The sequence below is a fragment of the Kribbella sp. NPDC056861 genome, assembly GCF_040687575.1.
In the GTDB taxonomy this organism is placed as follows: Bacteria; Actinomycetota; Actinomycetes; order Propionibacteriales; family Kribbellaceae; genus Kribbella.
This window is the reverse complement of the sequence record NZ_JBFBNQ010000001.1, coordinates 1,281,926-1,297,310: the sequence shown is the minus strand read 5'-3', so window position 1 is coordinate 1,297,310 and position 15,385 is coordinate 1,281,926. Positions and strand designations below refer to the sequence as shown.

Sequence of the window (15,385 nt, the reverse complement as noted above, 5' to 3'; positions counted from 1 at the left end):
GAACACATGAACGATCAATCTTAGTGCGCTGCGATCAAGCCTTGCCGACGGCGTCCGCAACGATGGCCGCACCGAGCGTGGTAGCCGGTACTCCGACGCCTGGATGCGCGCCCGCCCCGACGCAGTACAGGCCCTTGATGGGGGAGGCGTTGGCTGCCCGGCGCTTGGCGGTCTTGTAGCCCTCCCAGGCCACTCCTGCCCACCATGACGGCGAAGTCTGCCGGGAGACGACCTTGTCTCGGATGTGCAGCCCCCTGGCGACCAGGAGGTCCAGTACGTCGTCAGTGGGGTAGCCGTGGACCAGCACTGACCAGGCCTGGTGTCCTGCGGGCGCCTGACCGCCAGTGCGGACCACTACCGTCGGGTTGCCGTGCAGCACCGTCTCGAAGGGCAGCGAAGGTACCGGCCCTCGCAGGCCGAGATGGACGACGTACGCGGCCTGGGCCTGGTGGGTGGAGAGCACCTTGCGGCGCACCTTCTTGGCCTGGGGGTCGTCGACCAGTTGCCCGTAGAGGTCGCGGGGGTCGATGTCGCTGACCACGATCTCGGCCGGCAGCGTCTTGCCGTCGGCCAGCCGGACCCCGGTCACCTGACCGTGGTTGGTGTCGACTCCGACCACCTCTGCGTGGGTGTGGATGTCGATCTTGCGCTCACTCGCCCGCTGCGCGAGGGCGTCGGCCAGTACGCCGAAGCCGCCTTGGATGGTCCAGCGGCCGAAGGTGCGCTCCAGGTAGGACCAGACGCCGACATAGCCGGGCGTGAGCTTCGGGTCGGAGCCGTGCTGGGTCGCGTAGTAGCGCAGTACTGCGCGGGCTCGCTCGTCGTCCAGGCTGCGCTGGGCCGTGCGCTCGAGCGACTGCCAGGGCTTGAGGGTCCTGATCGCGGGCAGCGGCAGCTTGTCCATCAGCGGCGGCTCCAGTGAGGACTTGCGCAGGATCTGCCAGGTCTCGCCGTACTTGTCGACCAGGTCGGTCCACTGCTGCGCCGTCTTGTCGTCTGCGAGGTCTGTCCACGCCTCCAGTTGGGCAGCGCGATCTCCGACCGGCAGGTCGAGGACAGAGCCGTCACCGAACAGGTGGCGCCGGGGTTCGGTGATCGGCTCCAGCTGGGCCAGGCTCTCGATCGGGCGGCCGCTCTTGCGGAACAGGTCGCGGAGGGCGGCCGGGAGCGTAGTACTGGCTGCTCCTGCGTCCCAGCTGAAGCCGTCGGCCTCCACGCGGCCCAGAGCGCCGCCGAGGCGGTCCTCCTTCTCGCAGATGGTGACCTGGTGGCCGAGCTTGGCCAGACGTACGGCGGTGGCGAGACCGGCGAGGCCGGCCCCGATGACGATCACGCGGGCCATCAGACTGCACTGCTCCCAGTTGCTGGATTGCTTCGTTTCTCGCGCCAGGCCCGGAATCTGGCGAGTCCCCGGCGGATCGCGCGGAACGCGAAGTACACCGAGATCAGCCCGATCACCAGCAGCACGCCGGCGATGATCAGGGCGGCGGTCGGGTGGAACGCGGCCAGCGTGACGACGCCGGCGACGGCGACGTCCTCACCGGAGGACGCGGCGATGTTGGTGACCGGCTCGGGCGAGGTGTTGATCGCCAGCCGCAGACTCGACTTGACCAGGTGCGAGACCAGCGCGGTGACACCGCCGGTGGCCACGATCACGGCCTGCTGGAGGCTGTCTGCCTGACCGGCCAGCAGGGCGGCCAGGACCGCGCCGACGGTCGGCCGGATCACGGTGGAGATCGCGTCCCAGGCCGAGTCGATGTAGGGGATCTTGTCGGCGACGAACTCGAACGCGAACAACGCCCCCGCCGCGATCAGCACGCCGTTGCCAGTGAGAGAGTGGGGGACCTCGTCGACCCCGGCGAACCGGCCGAGCAACCCGAGGATCAGCACGCACGCGTACGCGTTGATGCCACTGGCCCAACCCGTCGTGAACGCCAACGGCAACGCTTCCATGGCCCCTCACTTGTCGTCAGAATCGAACACTCTGACCTCAAAAATGGTTAACCGTTGACATCCGGATCTCCGCGACCCAAAGTGAACGGGTTGCCGGTCTGCGTGACCGTCGTCCCATCAGGTTCAGGGAGAGCAGAACATGCGTCGTCGTCCGAAGATTCTCGCCGCACTGGCAGTGGTAGCGCTGCCCATCAGCCTGGTCGGCGTGTCGCCTGGCGGTTCGTCCGCGGCGACCGCGGCCACCCCGGGGCCGTCGTCGGCCGCGGCTGCTGAGGCGTTCCGTGCCGCGTCAGCCAAGTACGGCGTACCGGAGTCCGTGCTGCTGGCCGTGTCGTACGCCGAGACCCGGTGGGACGACCACCAGGGCAAGTCGAGTACGTCGGGCGGCTTCGGGCCGATGCACCTGACCGCAGTGGTCCCCGGTGAGCTGATCGAGCGCTCCGGTGGGAAGCTGCTGGCCAAGGCGGATTCGCTGCGGACTCTCTACAAGGCAGCGGACCTGACGGGGATCGACCCCGGTGCCCTGCGCAACGACCCCACGGCGAACATCGCCGGTGGTGCTGCGCTGCTGGCGTCGTACCAGCGCTCGATGAACCTGCCTGTTGGCGCAGACACCTCTGCGGCCGCCTGGTACGGCGCAGTGAGCACGTACGCGGGAGCCAGCGACCGTACTAGCGCCTCTGCCTTCGCCGACGACGTCTACGCGATCCTGGCGCAGGGTGCAGCCCGTACTACGAACACTGGCCAGCAACTGGTCATGCCTGCGGTCAAGGTGGCGCCGGACAAGGCGCAGCTCGCCAAGACCGGACTGCCGGCTGCTGCGGCGCCCAAGAACGCCGCTGACGTGCAGTGCCCGACGACGATCACCTGCGAGTCGTTGCCGGCGCCGTACGAGAGCACTGGTCCGACGGCTGGTGACTACGGCAACCATGACCTCGCCGACCGGCCGAAGACGGGCAAGATCGACTACATCGTCATCCACGACACCGAGGGCGGCTGGCAGGGCACGCTGAACCTGGTGCAGGACCCGACGTACGTGTCCTGGCAGTACACGATGCGCTCGTCCGACGGCCACGTCTGGCAGCACGTGAACTCCAACGACGTCGCCTGGCACGCCGGCAACTGGTACGTGAACATGCACAGCATCGGGATCGAGCACGAGGGCTTCGCCGCCCAGGGCGCGACCTGGTACACCGAGACGCTCTACCGCAGCTCGGCCAAGCTGGTCCGCTACCTGGCGAAGAAGAACAACATCCCGCTCGACCGGGCGCACATCATCGGCCACGACCAGGTGCCCGGCACGGTCCCGTCGACCGTCGCGGGGATGCACTGGGACCCGGGACCGTACTGGGACTGGGAGCGGTACTTCGACCTGCTGGGCGCGCCGATCTACGGGCACAAGGTGTTCCCGGTCAAGGCCGGCACGATCGTGACGATCAAGCCGGGCTTCGCTGACAACCAGCAGGTAGTCGTTGGATGCACCACGGCCGGAGTGCCGTGCACGCCGCAGGGCACCAACTTCGTCTACCTGCGCCAGGCGCCGGACGACGCTGCTCCGCTGGTCAAGGACCTGGGCAACCGGCCGAACGGCTCCGACAGCACCACGCAGGTGTCCGACATCGGCGGGCGGGCGGCTGCTGGTTCGCAGTACGTGGTCGCTGAGCGTTCGGGCGACTGGGTGGCCATCTGGTACCTCGGTGCCAAGGCCTGGTTCAAGAGCCCTGCCAGTGCGCCTGACGCGTTCGCCAAGCCGGGACTCGTGGTGAAGCCCAAGGCGGGCAAGACGACGGTGCCGGTCTACGGACGGGCCTACCCGGAGCAGGCGGCGTACCCGACCGGCATTCCGTACCAGACGGTGACGCCGCTGCAGTACTCGATCCTGGCGGGCCAGGCCTACCCGGTGGGTGACGCGAACATCGAGACCGACTACTACCGCGCCAACACCTTCAACGGCCAGCCGCCGACGGATCACGTGCAGGTGCTCGGCAAGGACCGCTACTACCAGATCTGGTACGGCCACCGGATGGCCTACGTCCGCGCCGCGGATGTGGACCTGAAGCTCGCCCACTGATCACTTGCTAGTCGTTGAGGCCGTCCAGCATCTGCTGGGCGGCCTCAACTCGTTAGCTGACCGTGGCCGGGGTGCCGTTGGTGAGCTTGAGCAGCTCGGCGTAGGTGGTCGGGAAGATCGAGTGCGGGATTCCGGCGGCTGCCCAGACCACGGCGTACTGGTCGAGGGTGGTGTCGACCAGTGTGCGCACCGGGCGCGGGTGGCCGACTGGGGCGACGCCGCCGATCGCCTGCCCGCTGTGCTCCTTGACGAACTCGGGGGTGGCTCGGCGGAGCTTGCCGATGCCGAGCTCGGCGGCGACCTTCGCCGTGTCCACCCGGTGTGCGCCGGAGGTCAGGATCAGGACGGGGGAGCCGTCGCCGTCGAAGATCAGGCTGTTCGCGATCGCGCCGACCTCGCAGCCGAGCTCCGCGGCCGCCGCAGCCGCTGTCGGTACCGCGTCGTCGAGAATCCTGATCTCACCGGTGGCGCCGGCCGCCCGCAACGCGTCGGCGACCAGCTGGACATTGGGATGAGTGCTCACGGCGAAACCCTACTTCTGGTAGATGCTGATCAGTTTCCGGTACGCGGTGGGGTTGCTGAGGACGTCGGTGTTGTCGGCGAACTGATCGATCGCGCCGATCAGGCCGAGGTCCTTGAGCTGCTGGTCCTTCACCGCTGTCAGGCACGCCTGAGCGAACCGGTCGGCGCCGAGGATCATCGCCGGGCGGTCGTGGAAGGGGCGTGGCGCCGGGTCGATCGGCTCGGTGAGCTGCAGGGTGTTGTGCCGGATCGCGACCTTCTCGTACGCCGCAGTGAGGGCGCGCTCGCGTTGGGGGAGGTTGCCGGCGGCAAGCGCCTGCTCGAGGTCGCGATCCAGGCCGTCGGGGTGGCCGAGCCTGGCGAACGCAGTACCGAGCCATTTCGTGTACGGCGCGTAGACGCGCTCCATCAGCAGGGTGAGGCGCATCAGGTCGCGGGTCAGGCGGGCCGCCACGACGCGTGAACCGAGCTCGTCGCCTACCTCGGAGGTGCGCTGGACGAAGGCTTCTTCCTGCTCGATCCGGGACCACTGGCAGGCCAGCATCCAGGTCCACAGGTCGTCCGGGTACCAGCGGAGGGCGTCGCGGACCACCTGCAGGCGGCCGTCATCGGCGTACACGGCGCCGGCTGTTACTCCGAGGAGCTTCTGCTGTGGGGTGACAAGCCAGTCGTAGAGGGTCAGGTGGCGGCCGTTGAGCACGCCGAGGTGTTCCTTGAGCCAGGCGTCGACCGTGGTGATCGTGAGGTGGTGAATCGGCTCCTGGATGTCCGATCCGAACTGCACGGCGTACCCGCGGTACTGCGTCGGCAGGTTGCTCTCGATTGTCCGGGTGACGCGGTCAACCTCGTGGGCGTCGACAAAGACGTGGAGGCGCGGGCCCCAGCCGTGGTCCATCGATCGCGCGGTGTCGTAGCCGAGGACGTCCGAGCCCCAGCCCAGTAAGCCTGCTGCGTAAGGGATTCCGGTCAGCAGCGGCCGGATGATCTCGTCGTGGAAGCCTTCGTTGAGGGTTCTCGCCGGGATGAACGCGCCGCCGGTGGTCATGGGGTGACCCTAGTTCGGGGGAGTGGGTGGTCACATCCGGTTTATGGCTGTCAGGCGAGGCTGGTGGCGCCGAAGGAGACGTTGAAGCGGTTGCACCAGATCGAGACGCTGTTCAGGACTGTCAGGTCCACGTCTGACGGGATCACGTAGTTCTGGTTGCCCTTGGTGCCTTTGAGTTGGCCGAGGCTGCGGTGCCGTCCGTCGTCGAAGACGTGCCAGCCGGCCCGGCCGCCGACCACCTTGGCGTCGCTGAGCCAGACCTCGAGGTCGGGGCCGTCGGAGGTGTCGAGGCCTTCGAGGCGGAGTACGCGGTCGCCGTTGGGGAGCTTGATCGCGGTGGCGGTGCCGGTGGTCTGGTGCTCGTGGCTGATGAAGGCGCCGGTGGCCAGGCTCTTTGGGGCGGTGGCTTGGGTGGTCGGCTGAGCTGGGCTCGACGGGGGAGTAGTGGGGGTCTGGCGGCGGTCGTCAGAAATTGTCGGTGGCGCCTTGGAGGATGTGGTCATGGAGATCGGATCGGCGCCCGGAAGCGCTTCGTCTACCACCTTGCCGGTGAACAGCCGCCAAGGCTGGAAGAGCGGCAGCGCGACGGCGGTGACCACGACGGCGACCGTCACCGCGGCGACGATCAGGGTGCGGGTTCTCGACATGACCCCAGTCTGGCCGCGGCCGCGCTCGCCGTGGGCACCTCACCGCTTACGTCCCGTTGACGATTGTCGGCGGACAGGGTTACGCTTCCAGTGTTCGAACAGATGTTCGATTGCCGAATCACCGGTCTCGTCGGGAGACCGCGGTGAGCCGGCGATCGAAGCAACTGAAGGACTCCGGTGCGGAGTTGCGGCCGCATCGGGAACCGGTGGTCCCGGTGGGCCGGGCGCCGAGGTGGACCTCGACCCCCACCTCGCGCCCGCCCGCCGGGCCGCTGACCAGGGGAAGAAGCTCGTGCACAGGAGGCGATGCAGCATGTGGGAGTTCGACGAGACCGTCGAGGTGCGCTCGGACGTCGAGAACGGCGTCCAGACTCCACAGCAGTTCCTGTGGCGTGGACGGCTGTGGCTGGTCTGCTCGGTCCAAGCCCACTGGGTGGAGACCGCGGCCTGGTGGGAGCGCGGCGTGATCGGCTCCGGTGTCGGCGCCGCCACGGCGACCGCCACCGCGGGATCATCCGCGGCCGTCGGTGTGCTGGATGCAGATTGGGGACCGCAACGGGCGGTCTACCGGGTGGAGGCAGGGTGCGGCCGGCACGGCCGCCGCGAGATGTTCGACCTCGCGCACGACCCGGACTCCGGACGTTGGCAACTGGAGAGGGTGACGGACCGATGACAGTTTCACCGGTTGCACCGGCAGCCGCAGGCTCGGCCAGCCGCGACCTTTCCCGAGCGCGTACTGCGCTCGCGGAGGCCCGCGAGGCCGACGACCACCTGCTCCGCTACTCGAGCGCCCACGTGGCAGCCCTCCGGATCGCCGCCGCGGTGCTCGCCGTCCGAGCCCGCCCGGTCCGCTCCGGCGCCCGCCGCCGGGTCCAGCGCAACGCCTGGGTCCTGCTCTCCGAGGTAGCCCCCGAGTTCGGCGAATGGGCCACCTTCTTCGCCGCCGGCGCCACCCAACGCGCCGCCGCCGAAGCCGGCCTGGAACGAGCCGTCACCACCCGCGAAGCCGACGACCTGGTCCGCGCAGTAGAAACCTTCTACGACCTGGTCGACTCCAGCCTCCACCTCGCCACCCAACTCCCTCTCCCGAAGTACTCCGACAGCCAGTCAGTCCTCGCCCAACCCTGGATGCAGGCCAGCTAACCCAGCCCGCACCACCCAGGTCGCAGCGCTCGCAGGGTCCCCGTCCCTGCGAGCGCTGACCTATCTCTGCCTGCCACCCGCGTCTAACCCGCGCACCCGGCGCCCGCTCGCTCCTGCGTCGCTCCCTGCTTTGGGTGCTCCCACCTGTGGCGCGGTTCCTGCGTCGCCGCCTGGGTGAGAGACTCATGCGCTTGCTAGCCGCGTCACCCGCTCGCCGGGCACATGCTCGCTACTGCGTCGCTCCCTGCTTTGGGTGCTCCCACCTGCGGCGCGGTTCCTGCGTCGCCGCCTGGGTGAGAGACTCATGCGCTTGCTAGCCGCGTCACCCGCTCGCCGGGCACATGCTCGCTACTGCGTCGCCCACTGCTCTGGGTGCTCCCGCCCGCCGGCTGCGCCGCTCCCTCGCCGCAGCTTGGGTGAACACCTGACGGGCTGCTCGCCATGTCTCGTCCGCGCACCCGGGGCTTGTTCGCTCCTGTCTGCGCCTCTGGGTACTCCAGCCCATCCGATTGCGCGGCTCCCGCCCACCCTCCTGCTATGCCGCAGCTTGTGTGAGTGCCTCACGTGACACCGCCCGCGTGTTACCTGTGCACCCGGGTCCTGTGCTCCTGCGCCGCGGAGTGCAATCGAGGTGAATGCCGACAGGCCAGGCGCTGGTTGTACCTGTTGGCGTCCCGCTGTCGTGTGCTGTGTGATCAGGTGGGCTCGGCCAGGTCGGGCACATGCAGCACCGGTCTCCTGCGCAGCCGCAGTCCTCAGGTCCTGCATCGCCCTTCGTTCCAGCATTCTCTCTGCTCCAGCATCGCCCTGCTCCGGCGTTGTCGTTCAAACCCGGATGAGCCGTTCCTTCGAGACAGAGGGCCTCCAATTCCGACACCCCGGTCGCAAGACTGCGCACAAACTGTCTAGCTGGTTTGCCTTGAAAGTGTCTAGCTCTCTAGACTAAAATCATGGTCAGTGAGATGCCGACGCGGAAAGTCGTGAAGGCTTTCAAGGACGCCGGCTGGAAGCGGGTCCGCACGGAGGGATCGCACAGTGTCTACGAATGTGGCTGCGGGCAGCACTCCTTCAGCTTGCCGGATGGACATCGGAAGATCTCGCCTGGTGTTGTGCGGAAGGTCGACGGCGCGCTCGCGAGTTGCCGAAGGGGAGAGTGAATGAAGACCTATGAGGCTGCAGTCACCCGTGAGGGCCGCTGGTGGATGATCGAGATTCCTGAGCTGGATGGTCTCACTCAGGCGCGTCGGTTGGACGAGGTCGAGAAGATGGCGCACGAGTACGTCGCCGTGACTCTTGATGTGCCGATGTCCCAGGTGGCGGTGGCGGTTTCTGGGATCGAGGTCGCTGGGCAGGATCTGCTCGAGGCCAAGATGCTGGTAGATGACCTGCGGAGGCAGGCGCAGCAGCTTGAAGTGCTTGTCGCCGAACTCGCCCGGGGATTCGCGACGGCGATGACGAGCGCGGGTGTTCCGGTTCGAGATGTGGGAACCGTCCTCGGGGTGTCGCACCAGCGAGTCTCTCAGTTGGTGCAGGCCGAGCCGGCGACGCAAACGACTGAATTGGCGCAGTTGGTGCAGACGGCCAAGGCTGCTTCCAAGGTGGCCGGCTCGAGGAACATCAGGGTGAAACCTGCCCGGTCGCGCGCTGCCGATCGGAGGGCTGCAGGCTGAGGAATCGTCAGTCCGGGCGACGGCGGCGAAGGTAGAAGATCGGCCGTCGTCGGGCGTTGTATCTCCAGGAAGCTGAAGTTGGGGTCAGTGCAATCTTCCGTGGCAGCGGGGCGAACTGCACCTTGCCGTCGGCTGACCCGCCGTGGACCTGATCGGCTTATATCCTCCGGCTGTGGAGCTGACGCGAACGTTTACCGCTGAGCAGTTTTCCCGTGGTCTGGAAGCCTGGCGGTGGTTGGGGATCGACGGGATGGAGCCAGTGTTCGCGTCGTTGTTCGGTGATGTGTTCTTCCGGGCTCCGGACGGGTTCTGGTGGCTGGATCTTCTGGAAGGCAGTTTGAGTCACCCCTGGGCGACCGCGGATGCGTTGCGGGCTGATCTGGACAGCAGCAAGGGGCAGGATCACTACCTGACCGGCGGGTTGGCGATGGGGGCTGATCGGCGGGGGATCGTGTTGGAGGCGGGGCAGGTGTACTGCTTCAATGCTCCGCCGATCCTTGGGGGTGCGATCAATCTCGACAACATCGGCGTGCTCGATTTTGTCGTCGCGCTCAGTGTGGCGGGGCAGTTGCATGAGCAGGTCAGGAAGATGCCGCCCGGTACGCCGGTGACCGGGTTCTCGATCGCTGACGACACGAGTCGTTGACCTGTTTGGGTCGTGACAGCCGCAGGTCGTAGTACGGGAGATATGTTCACACGATGTGGATCAGGGCTCTTGTCATCGGCGGACTGATCGTGATCAGCGGCTGTGGGCGGGCGGATGACGGTGCGAGTGCGGCGGACGCTGCTGCTTCGGAGGTAGCGAAGGCTCGGTCGGCGTTGCCCTCGATGAGTACGCCGGTGCCGAGTGGGCCTGAGGTGATCGAGCAGGTTCCGCAGCCGGCCGCGTTGACCGGTAACGGCTTGTACCGCGGGGGTCGGCCGGTGGCGACTGGGTGTCGTGAACCGGCGGTTCGGCCGTCGAGTCTTGCTGCTGCGCGGAGCTTCTTTCAGCAGGCGGTGATCTGTCTCGATCGGAGTTGGGCGCCGGTGGTTCGGAAGGCGGGCTTTGTCTTTCGTCCGGCTCAGTTGGTGGTCACCATTGGGCAGTCGCCGTCGTCGCCGTGTGATGTGTCGGACGGTCGGTCGTTCTACTGCAACGGCACCACCATCTACCTCGACGCCGAGGAGTCTCTGGCTGCGTACCGCGAGGCGGCGACGGAGGCGGACCGGAGTTGGGTGTTGACCAGCATGGGGTTCTTGATCAGCCATGAGTACGGTCATCATCTGCAAGAGCTGACCGGGATTACCGCCGCGCAGTACCGGCTGCTGCAGACGATCAGCAACGTCGACTTCGATTTCGAGGAGACTCGGCGGCACGAACTGCAGGCGTCCTGCCTCGGTGGAGTGTTCTTCGGAGCCAACCCGTCGTGGTTGAGATCGGCTGATCGGGTGGCGGAGTTGAAAGAACTGGTTGGCCAGCTGGGGGATGAGTGGGATACCGAGCGAACCCATGGCCAGAGCAAGAATCACTCCGCCTGGTCGTTGAAGGGGCTCGCGGCCGGCGGGCCTGCCGTCTGCAACACCTACACGGTGACCTCCGAGCTTGTGTCCTGAGCGCCGCGCACTTCAGTGAGAGTTGCCGAACAGGGCGATGGTGTCCGAGTCGGCGTACTGCGGGTCTTCGGCTTCCGCGATCATTAGGGCGGCGATGCCTGCACGGGGTGCGGTGGGCGGCATCATTCGGGGCTCGAAGGTTGTCGCTTGGATGAGGCGGCCGTTGTCCTGGTAGGGCTTGTCGGTGAGGCGGCCGGCGTACACGGTGGTGCCGCCGGCGTCGCGGATGGCGCGGCCGGCGAGATCTTTGGCGTCCCACTCGTGGTGCAGGACGCGGTGCAGGAGAGCGCCGGTGAAGGGGCCGAAGGCTCCTACTGTGGCGCCCATACCGAGCGAGCTGAGCCAGATGACGCGGGGTGCGGCCGCTGCGAGCTGGCGGGCACCGTCGATGAGGATCGCGGGGTCCTGCTTCTTGGTGATGCCCAGGCCGCTCAGTACTACGTCAGCGCCCTCGACGGCGGCGGCGATGCTGCCGGGGTCGGAGACGTCGGCCCGGAGTATCTGCAAGTTCGTTGCTGAAGGCACCTGATCCGGTCGGCGGGCCAGGGCGATCACCTCGTGTCCGCGGTCGAGTGCGCGAGTGACCAGCAGTCGGCCGGTCTGTCCGGTGGAGCCAAGAACAGCGATCTTCATACTTCGACGCTATGAGCCGGGAGCCGTAACTTCAAATGCAATCTAGGCAAGGCTGGATTAACCAGTGTGCAATCAACTCTGGACGTCTGTGCAGCCGTGGAAGACGAACAGCGGTTGCGCGTCAGAACCATCCAAACGCTGGACGGTGTTGTTGGTGAAGTGGAAGCCGGCCACGCTCTTGGCGTTGACGATGGTGACGTCGGCGATCTCGAAGGTGTTCCGGGCGACGGTGATGTTCCGGTGCACCGGGCTCGCCGGGTCGATCGAGCGGTTGGTCGGCTCCACGAAGATCACCGGGCCGGCCGGGTCGACGAAGTGGTTGTCGCGGATCGTCACGTCGGTGACCGGGCCGGACTCGTACCACTGGTAGGCGTCGGACGAGATGTAGATGCTGGCCATCGACATCGCCTCGAAGCGGTTGTCGCTGATCAGCACCGGTTTGCGGGTCGTGACCAGAACGCCGCGGGTCGGGACGTTGCGGAAGGTGTTGCCGGAGATGACGACCGTCGGCGTGTAGGTAATGTTCTCCGCGACCGTGCCGCCGAGCTCGATGCCGGTGGGGAGCGGCCGGTCGAAGGTGACCGTCATCGTGGTCAGCGGTTTGCTGTGGTCCTTGCCGCTGGGGCCGTCCACCGCAGTGACCACCGCTCGGCCGTTGTCCAGCGGGAACAACGTGAGCTTGTTGACGAGCTCCACCTCGTCGCCGGGGTAGAACTGCGGGAAGCCTGCCGTCTGCGGGTGCTCGTAGGAGAGCGTGAGGGTCTGTGGCCCGGGCTGCCCGATGACCTCCAGGTAGGTGCCGTGAATGTTGATCGGGTCGTCGTGCGGGCCGTCGAAGACATTGCCGGTGATCGTGACGTCGCCCTTGATCCCGGACAGTTGCACGAAGTCGGCGAACGATGCCGTCGTCCGGCCGGTCGCCGGGTCCGGCGCGAAGTTGACCTGGTCGATGGTGAGGTTCTCGCTGAGCTGACCGACGACGCCGAAGGTCTGGAGATAGTGGGCGTTGATCGAGCGCAGCGTGACGTTCTTCGACTCCCAGATGAACGCGCCCGGCTCCTCGCGTTCGATCTGCCGCAGTTGGTAGACGAGGCCGAGGTCGCGCGGCGGCGTACCGGTTGTGTAGTCGATGCGGATCCGGCGCCGGCCGAGGTCGGTGATCGCGGCGACGTCCGTGAACAGCGGGTTGTCGCCGCGCCAGGTTCGTTGTGCTGCGGGGTCGTGGAGTTGGGTGTACTCGAGCCCGTCGACGCCTGACCAGTACGGCCGGCCGGTGGCGGGGCTGAGCTCGCCGAGCCAGGTGATGTGGTTGTCGGCGACGGCGTACGGGCTGCCGATGGGGATGGTCAGGACGCGGTACGCGCGGCCGTCAGTCACGCCCGTCTCGGTGACGGTGACGTCGATGACCTTCGGGGCGGCGTAGTCGAAGGAGAAGTTCGTGAAGGTCGCGTCGGACGAGCGGATCGCGGCGAACGCGGTCTGGAGGCCGTGGTAGACGAGCTTCGCGCCGCGACCGTCGATCGTGACGTCGTGCATGTCCTCGACCAGCAGCCCGATCTTCTTGTCGCGGTACCGCGGATCGGCGCCGACCGTGTTGGAGACATACAGCTCACGCGTCTCGGCCTGCTCGGGGTACAGCTGGAAGGTGCCTTCGGAGAAGACGATCCGGGTCGGTTGGCCGAGCGACCTGGCATGACGCAGCGCCGCGGCGACCGCTGGTGCGGAGTCGGCCTGCCCGGTGGGATCGGCGCCGAACGCAACCACGTCGACAAGTAAGGACATGGCGGCCATGATTCCTTGGCCGTTGCGTGGTCCGTGAACGGCGGTGGTGGTGAGCGGCCGGCCGGTGGTCGGCAAGTAGGGTGTGGCCGAAGTGGTGTTGTCGTCGAGGAGGACTTCAGGATGGTCGACCGACGTCGGCGTTCGGTGCGAACGGCGCTGGTCGCCGAGGCGCTCCGGGTGGCGCTCGCGGGCCGGGCGCGTATCGACCCCGGAGCAGGTCTGGACATTGTCGATCTCGGCGGTGGCACCGGCGGTTTCGCCGTACCGCTGGCGGTCGAGGGGCACCGCGTCACCGTGGTCGACCCCAGTGCCGACGCGCTCGCCTCGCTCGAGCGGCGTGCCTCGGACGAGGGTGTCAGCAAGCTTGTCCGCGGCGTGCAGGGTGATGCCGCCGAGCTGCCCGAGATCGCCGGTGAGTCGAGTGCCGACGCGGTGCTCTGCCACGGCGTGCTCGAGGTCGTCGACGACCCGGTCCAGGCGTTGCAGGCGATGCGCTCCGTACTGCGCGAAGGCGGCGTGCTGAGCCTCCTGGTTGCCCAGCGCAACGCTGTGGTGCTGGCCCGGGCGCTGGCCGGGCATCTCGCCGAGGCGCGGGTCGCGTTGCAGGACGCCGATGGCCGGTGGGGACCGACCGACCCTATGCCGCGGCGCTTCGACGAGGTCGGGATCATCGGCCAGCTCGCCGAGGCCGGCTTCATGGTGCACACGGTGCACGGTGTCCGCACCTTCGCCGACCTGGTGCCTGCCGCGTTCGTCGACTCCGAGCCGGGCGCCTCCGAAACCCTCGCCGAGCTCGAACGAGCCGCCAGTCAGCACCCGGCGTTCCGGGCGTTGGCCTCTCAGCTGCACATCCTCGCCACCCGCTGAGCGGGCTCGCGACGGCCGGTTGCCGGAGGTCAAGCGTTCGTCCTCCGGCGGAAGGTCGCGGGAATGGCTTACCGGACGCTAACGGCTGCTCAAAAGATGGTTACCTGGTGTGTCCGTCCCGTGGCCGACACGCCGGGCAAACAAGGCGTGTCCGAGCGCTGAAACCGGTCCCGGCAGGGCGGCTACAGCGCGGAGTTGCCGGACCGTGACGCGCGGGAGAGGCGGTCAGGGTTTCGTGGACCGCATGGTCGGCCTAGACTGGACTCGGCCTATCGAGATCGCGCTCACCATGGAGGGATCGACGGTGCCCCTCTCGGAAGAAGAGCAGCGCCAGTTCGAGCAGCTCGAACGTGCCCTCGCTGCGGAAGACCCGAAGTTTGTTTCCGCCATGCGAGGCACCAATGTGCGCTTGTACTACAAGCGCCGGGCAGTGCTCGCCGGCGTTGGATTCGTGCTCGGCATCGTGGTTCTGATGACCGGTGCGATCGTTCCCAACACCATCATCGGAGTGATCGGCTTCGTGGTGATGGTCGCCTGTCTCTACGTTGCCGCGCTGAGCATGAAGCGGATCAGCAACGCCAGCGACGGTGACGACCTACCGCCACCACCGCCGCAGTCGAAGCGCCACCGGACCAAACACGACTCGTCCGGGAGCTTCATGGAGCGGATGGAAGATCGCTGGCGCCGGCGCCGCGACGAGGACCTCTGACGGTCCGAGCTTCCTGAACCACACCCGAGCGCTCGGCGCCGGGTGTGGTTCTGCATCTGCCTGGTACTGCGTACGCGCCGCTCGTCCGCCGCTGTCGGCTGCCCGCTGCTCCCTGGCCGGGGTAGCTTCGATCCGCAGAGCTGACGAAGGAAGAGTCCAGGTGACTGGTACTTACACGACTCGGCCGTTGTCGCCGGAGACCTGGGACGACTTCTGTGCCTTGGTGGAGGCCAACAACGGGGTGTGGGGTGGTTGCTGGTGCATAGGCTTCCATGTCGAGGGTTTCGGCGAGGAACCGCACAGCGCTGAACGCAACCGCGCTGCGAAGCGCGCTCACGTGGACGCCGGCACGGCGCACCAGATCCTCGTCTACGACGCGGACGGCACTTGCGTGGGTTGGTGTCAGTACGGAAGCCCGGCGGAGCTTCCCAGAATCAAGAACCCGGCCAAGTACGCCGCTGGTGCCTCAGAGCTGCCCGCGTGGCGGATCGGGTGCATCTTCACCGGAAGCCGCTACCGGGGCAGCGGCGTCGCCCGTGCAGCCGTCAAGGGCGCACTGGATGCGATCCAGGCTGCAGGCGGCGGCGTGGTCGAGGCCTATCCGGAGCAGACCATCGACCGCAAGCCGCAGCGTGGCGCCTATCTGCACACCGGTCCGGAGGAGCTCTACGAGCAGTTCGGGTTCGTGCGTGACCGTCAGATCGCCAAGTGGCGGTGGGTCATGCGCGCGGAGATCTAACCAGTTGT

General features: G+C 67.2%; 17 protein-coding genes. 10 read left to right on the top strand and 7 right to left on the bottom strand.

Annotated features, from left to right (window positions below; translation table 11 throughout):
• Positions 1–34 precede the first annotated feature (34 nt).
• Positions 35–1,342: an FAD-dependent oxidoreductase gene (locus AB0P21_RS05895; RefSeq protein WP_363694021.1), complete on the bottom strand. Its 1,308-nt coding sequence runs from the start codon at positions 1,340–1,342 to the stop codon at positions 35–37.
• Entirely contained in the window at positions 1,342–1,953 is a 612-nt protein-coding gene (locus AB0P21_RS05890; RefSeq protein ID WP_363694020.1) for a DUF4126 domain-containing protein, read from the bottom strand. The genes AB0P21_RS05895 and AB0P21_RS05890 overlap by 1 nt, the downstream gene beginning before the upstream one ends.
• 139 nt (positions 1,954–2,092) lie before the next feature.
• On the opposite strand from AB0P21_RS05890, the gene AB0P21_RS05885 reads away from it, so the two are divergent.
• Positions 2,093–4,024: an N-acetylmuramoyl-L-alanine amidase gene (locus AB0P21_RS05885; protein WP_363694018.1), complete on the top strand. Its 1,932-nt coding sequence runs from the start codon at positions 2,093–2,095 to the stop codon at positions 4,022–4,024.
• A 52-nt stretch (positions 4,025–4,076) separates the two neighbouring features.
• On the opposite strand, the gene AB0P21_RS05880 is transcribed toward AB0P21_RS05885, so the two are convergent.
• The 3 genes from AB0P21_RS05880 to AB0P21_RS05870 are packed head-to-tail and all read right to left on the bottom strand — an operon-like array spanning position 4,077 to position 6,238.
• Positions 4,077–4,547, bottom strand: coding sequence for a YbaK/EbsC family protein (locus AB0P21_RS05880; protein WP_363694016.1), 471 nt, complete (start codon positions 4,545–4,547; stop codon positions 4,077–4,079).
• 9 nt (positions 4,548–4,556) lie between these two features.
• Positions 4,557–5,591 carry a DUF4037 domain-containing protein gene (locus tag AB0P21_RS05875; protein ID WP_363694015.1) on the bottom strand — a complete coding sequence of 345 codons (1,035 nt, stop codon included), beginning with the start codon at positions 5,589–5,591 and terminating at the stop codon, positions 4,557–4,559.
• Positions 5,592–5,641: 50 nt separating this feature from the next.
• Positions 5,642–6,238, bottom strand: a complete 597-nt coding sequence (locus AB0P21_RS05870; RefSeq protein ID WP_363694013.1) for a DM13 domain-containing protein — start codon at positions 6,236–6,238, stop codon at positions 5,642–5,644.
• Between the two features lie 313 nt (positions 6,239–6,551).
• Here AB0P21_RS05870 and AB0P21_RS05865 point away from each other — a divergent pair, with 313 nt between their 5' ends.
• The 6 genes from AB0P21_RS05865 to AB0P21_RS05840 all read left to right on the top strand — a co-directional run bounded on the left by AB0P21_RS05865 (position 6,552) and on the right by AB0P21_RS05840 (position 10,647).
• Complete coding sequence (locus AB0P21_RS05865) at positions 6,552–6,911, top strand: DUF6504 family protein (RefSeq protein WP_363694012.1); 360 nt, start codon at positions 6,552–6,554, stop codon at positions 6,909–6,911.
• Positions 6,908–7,381, top strand: a complete 474-nt coding sequence (locus AB0P21_RS05860; RefSeq protein WP_363694010.1) for an SAV_6107 family HEPN domain-containing protein — start codon at positions 6,908–6,910, stop codon at positions 7,379–7,381. The genes AB0P21_RS05865 and AB0P21_RS05860 overlap by 4 nt, the downstream gene beginning before the upstream one ends.
• Before the next feature lie 950 nt (positions 7,382–8,331).
• Positions 8,332–8,538: a type II toxin-antitoxin system HicA family toxin gene (locus AB0P21_RS05855; protein WP_363694008.1), complete on the top strand. Its 207-nt coding sequence runs from the start codon at positions 8,332–8,334 to the stop codon at positions 8,536–8,538.
• Positions 8,539–9,051, top strand: coding sequence for a hypothetical protein (locus tag AB0P21_RS05850; RefSeq protein WP_363694006.1), 513 nt, complete (start codon positions 8,539–8,541; stop codon positions 9,049–9,051). It begins immediately after the preceding gene.
• Between the two features lie 142 nt (positions 9,052–9,193).
• Complete coding sequence (locus tag AB0P21_RS05845) at positions 9,194–9,697, top strand: hypothetical protein (RefSeq protein ID WP_363694004.1); 504 nt, start codon at positions 9,194–9,196, stop codon at positions 9,695–9,697.
• 53 nt (positions 9,698–9,750) lie between these two features.
• A complete protein-coding gene (locus tag AB0P21_RS05840; protein ID WP_363694002.1) occupies positions 9,751–10,647 on the top strand; it encodes a neutral zinc metallopeptidase in 897 nt (298 codons plus the stop codon).
• A gap of 12 nt (positions 10,648–10,659) precedes the next feature.
• On the opposite strand, the gene AB0P21_RS05835 is transcribed toward AB0P21_RS05840, so the two are convergent.
• Complete coding sequence (locus AB0P21_RS05835) at positions 10,660–11,280, bottom strand: NAD(P)-binding oxidoreductase (protein ID WP_363694000.1); 621 nt, start codon at positions 11,278–11,280, stop codon at positions 10,660–10,662.
• A 72-nt stretch (positions 11,281–11,352) separates the two neighbouring features.
• On the bottom strand, positions 11,353–13,062 hold the full coding sequence (locus AB0P21_RS05830) for a right-handed parallel beta-helix repeat-containing protein (protein WP_363693999.1): 1,710 nt from the start codon (positions 13,060–13,062) through the stop codon (positions 11,353–11,355).
• A 120-nt stretch (positions 13,063–13,182) separates the two neighbouring features.
• On the opposite strand from AB0P21_RS05830, the gene AB0P21_RS05825 reads away from it, so the two are divergent.
• The 3 genes from AB0P21_RS05825 to AB0P21_RS05815 all read left to right on the top strand — a co-directional run bounded on the left by AB0P21_RS05825 (position 13,183) and on the right by AB0P21_RS05815 (position 15,377).
• Positions 13,183–13,929, top strand: a complete 747-nt coding sequence (locus AB0P21_RS05825; RefSeq protein WP_363693997.1) for a methyltransferase domain-containing protein — start codon at positions 13,183–13,185, stop codon at positions 13,927–13,929.
• 244 nt (positions 13,930–14,173) lie between these two features.
• A complete protein-coding gene (locus tag AB0P21_RS05820) occupies positions 14,174–14,638 on the top strand; it encodes a DUF3040 domain-containing protein (RefSeq protein WP_363694431.1) in 465 nt (154 codons plus the stop codon).
• Positions 14,639–14,798: 160 nt separating this feature from the next.
• Positions 14,799–15,377 (top strand): GNAT family N-acetyltransferase, encoded by a 579-nt coding sequence (locus tag AB0P21_RS05815; protein WP_363693996.1) that lies wholly within the window; start codon positions 14,799–14,801, stop codon positions 15,375–15,377.
• Positions 15,378–15,385 lie beyond the last annotated feature (8 nt).

Excerpts from the sequence above, each read along its gene's own strand:
- AB0P21_RS05825 (WP_363693997.1), top strand. The coding sequence starts at position 13,183 with ATGGTCGACCGACGTCGGCGTTCGGTGCGAACGGCGCTGGTCGCCGAG.
- AB0P21_RS05875 (WP_363694015.1), bottom strand. The coding sequence starts at position 5,591 with ATGACCACCGGCGGCGCGTTCATCCCGGCGAGAACCCTCAACGAAGGC.
- AB0P21_RS05895 (WP_363694021.1), bottom strand. The coding sequence starts at position 1,342 with ATGGCCCGCGTGATCGTCATCGGGGCCGGCCTCGCCGGTCTCGCCACC.
- AB0P21_RS05840 (WP_363694002.1), top strand. The coding sequence starts at position 9,751 with ATGTGGATCAGGGCTCTTGTCATCGGCGGACTGATCGTGATCAGCGGC.
- AB0P21_RS05865 (WP_363694012.1), top strand. The coding sequence starts at position 6,552 with ATGTGGGAGTTCGACGAGACCGTCGAGGTGCGCTCGGACGTCGAGAAC.
- AB0P21_RS05890 (WP_363694020.1), bottom strand. The coding sequence starts at position 1,953 with ATGGAAGCGTTGCCGTTGGCGTTCACGACGGGTTGGGCCAGTGGCATC.
- AB0P21_RS05835 (WP_363694000.1), bottom strand. The coding sequence starts at position 11,280 with ATGAAGATCGCTGTTCTTGGCTCCACCGGACAGACCGGCCGACTGCTG.
- AB0P21_RS05885 (WP_363694018.1), top strand. The coding sequence starts at position 2,093 with ATGCGTCGTCGTCCGAAGATTCTCGCCGCACTGGCAGTGGTAGCGCTG.
- AB0P21_RS05850 (WP_363694006.1), top strand. The coding sequence starts at position 8,539 with ATGAAGACCTATGAGGCTGCAGTCACCCGTGAGGGCCGCTGGTGGATG.
- AB0P21_RS05870 (WP_363694013.1), bottom strand. The coding sequence starts at position 6,238 with ATGTCGAGAACCCGCACCCTGATCGTCGCCGCGGTGACGGTCGCCGTC.
- AB0P21_RS05820 (WP_363694431.1), top strand. The coding sequence starts at position 14,174 with ATGGTCGGCCTAGACTGGACTCGGCCTATCGAGATCGCGCTCACCATG.
- AB0P21_RS05855 (WP_363694008.1), top strand. The coding sequence starts at position 8,332 with ATGGTCAGTGAGATGCCGACGCGGAAAGTCGTGAAGGCTTTCAAGGAC.
- AB0P21_RS05830 (WP_363693999.1), bottom strand. The coding sequence starts at position 13,062 with ATGTCCTTACTTGTCGACGTGGTTGCGTTCGGCGCCGATCCCACCGGG.
- AB0P21_RS05860 (WP_363694010.1), top strand. The coding sequence starts at position 6,908 with ATGACAGTTTCACCGGTTGCACCGGCAGCCGCAGGCTCGGCCAGCCGC.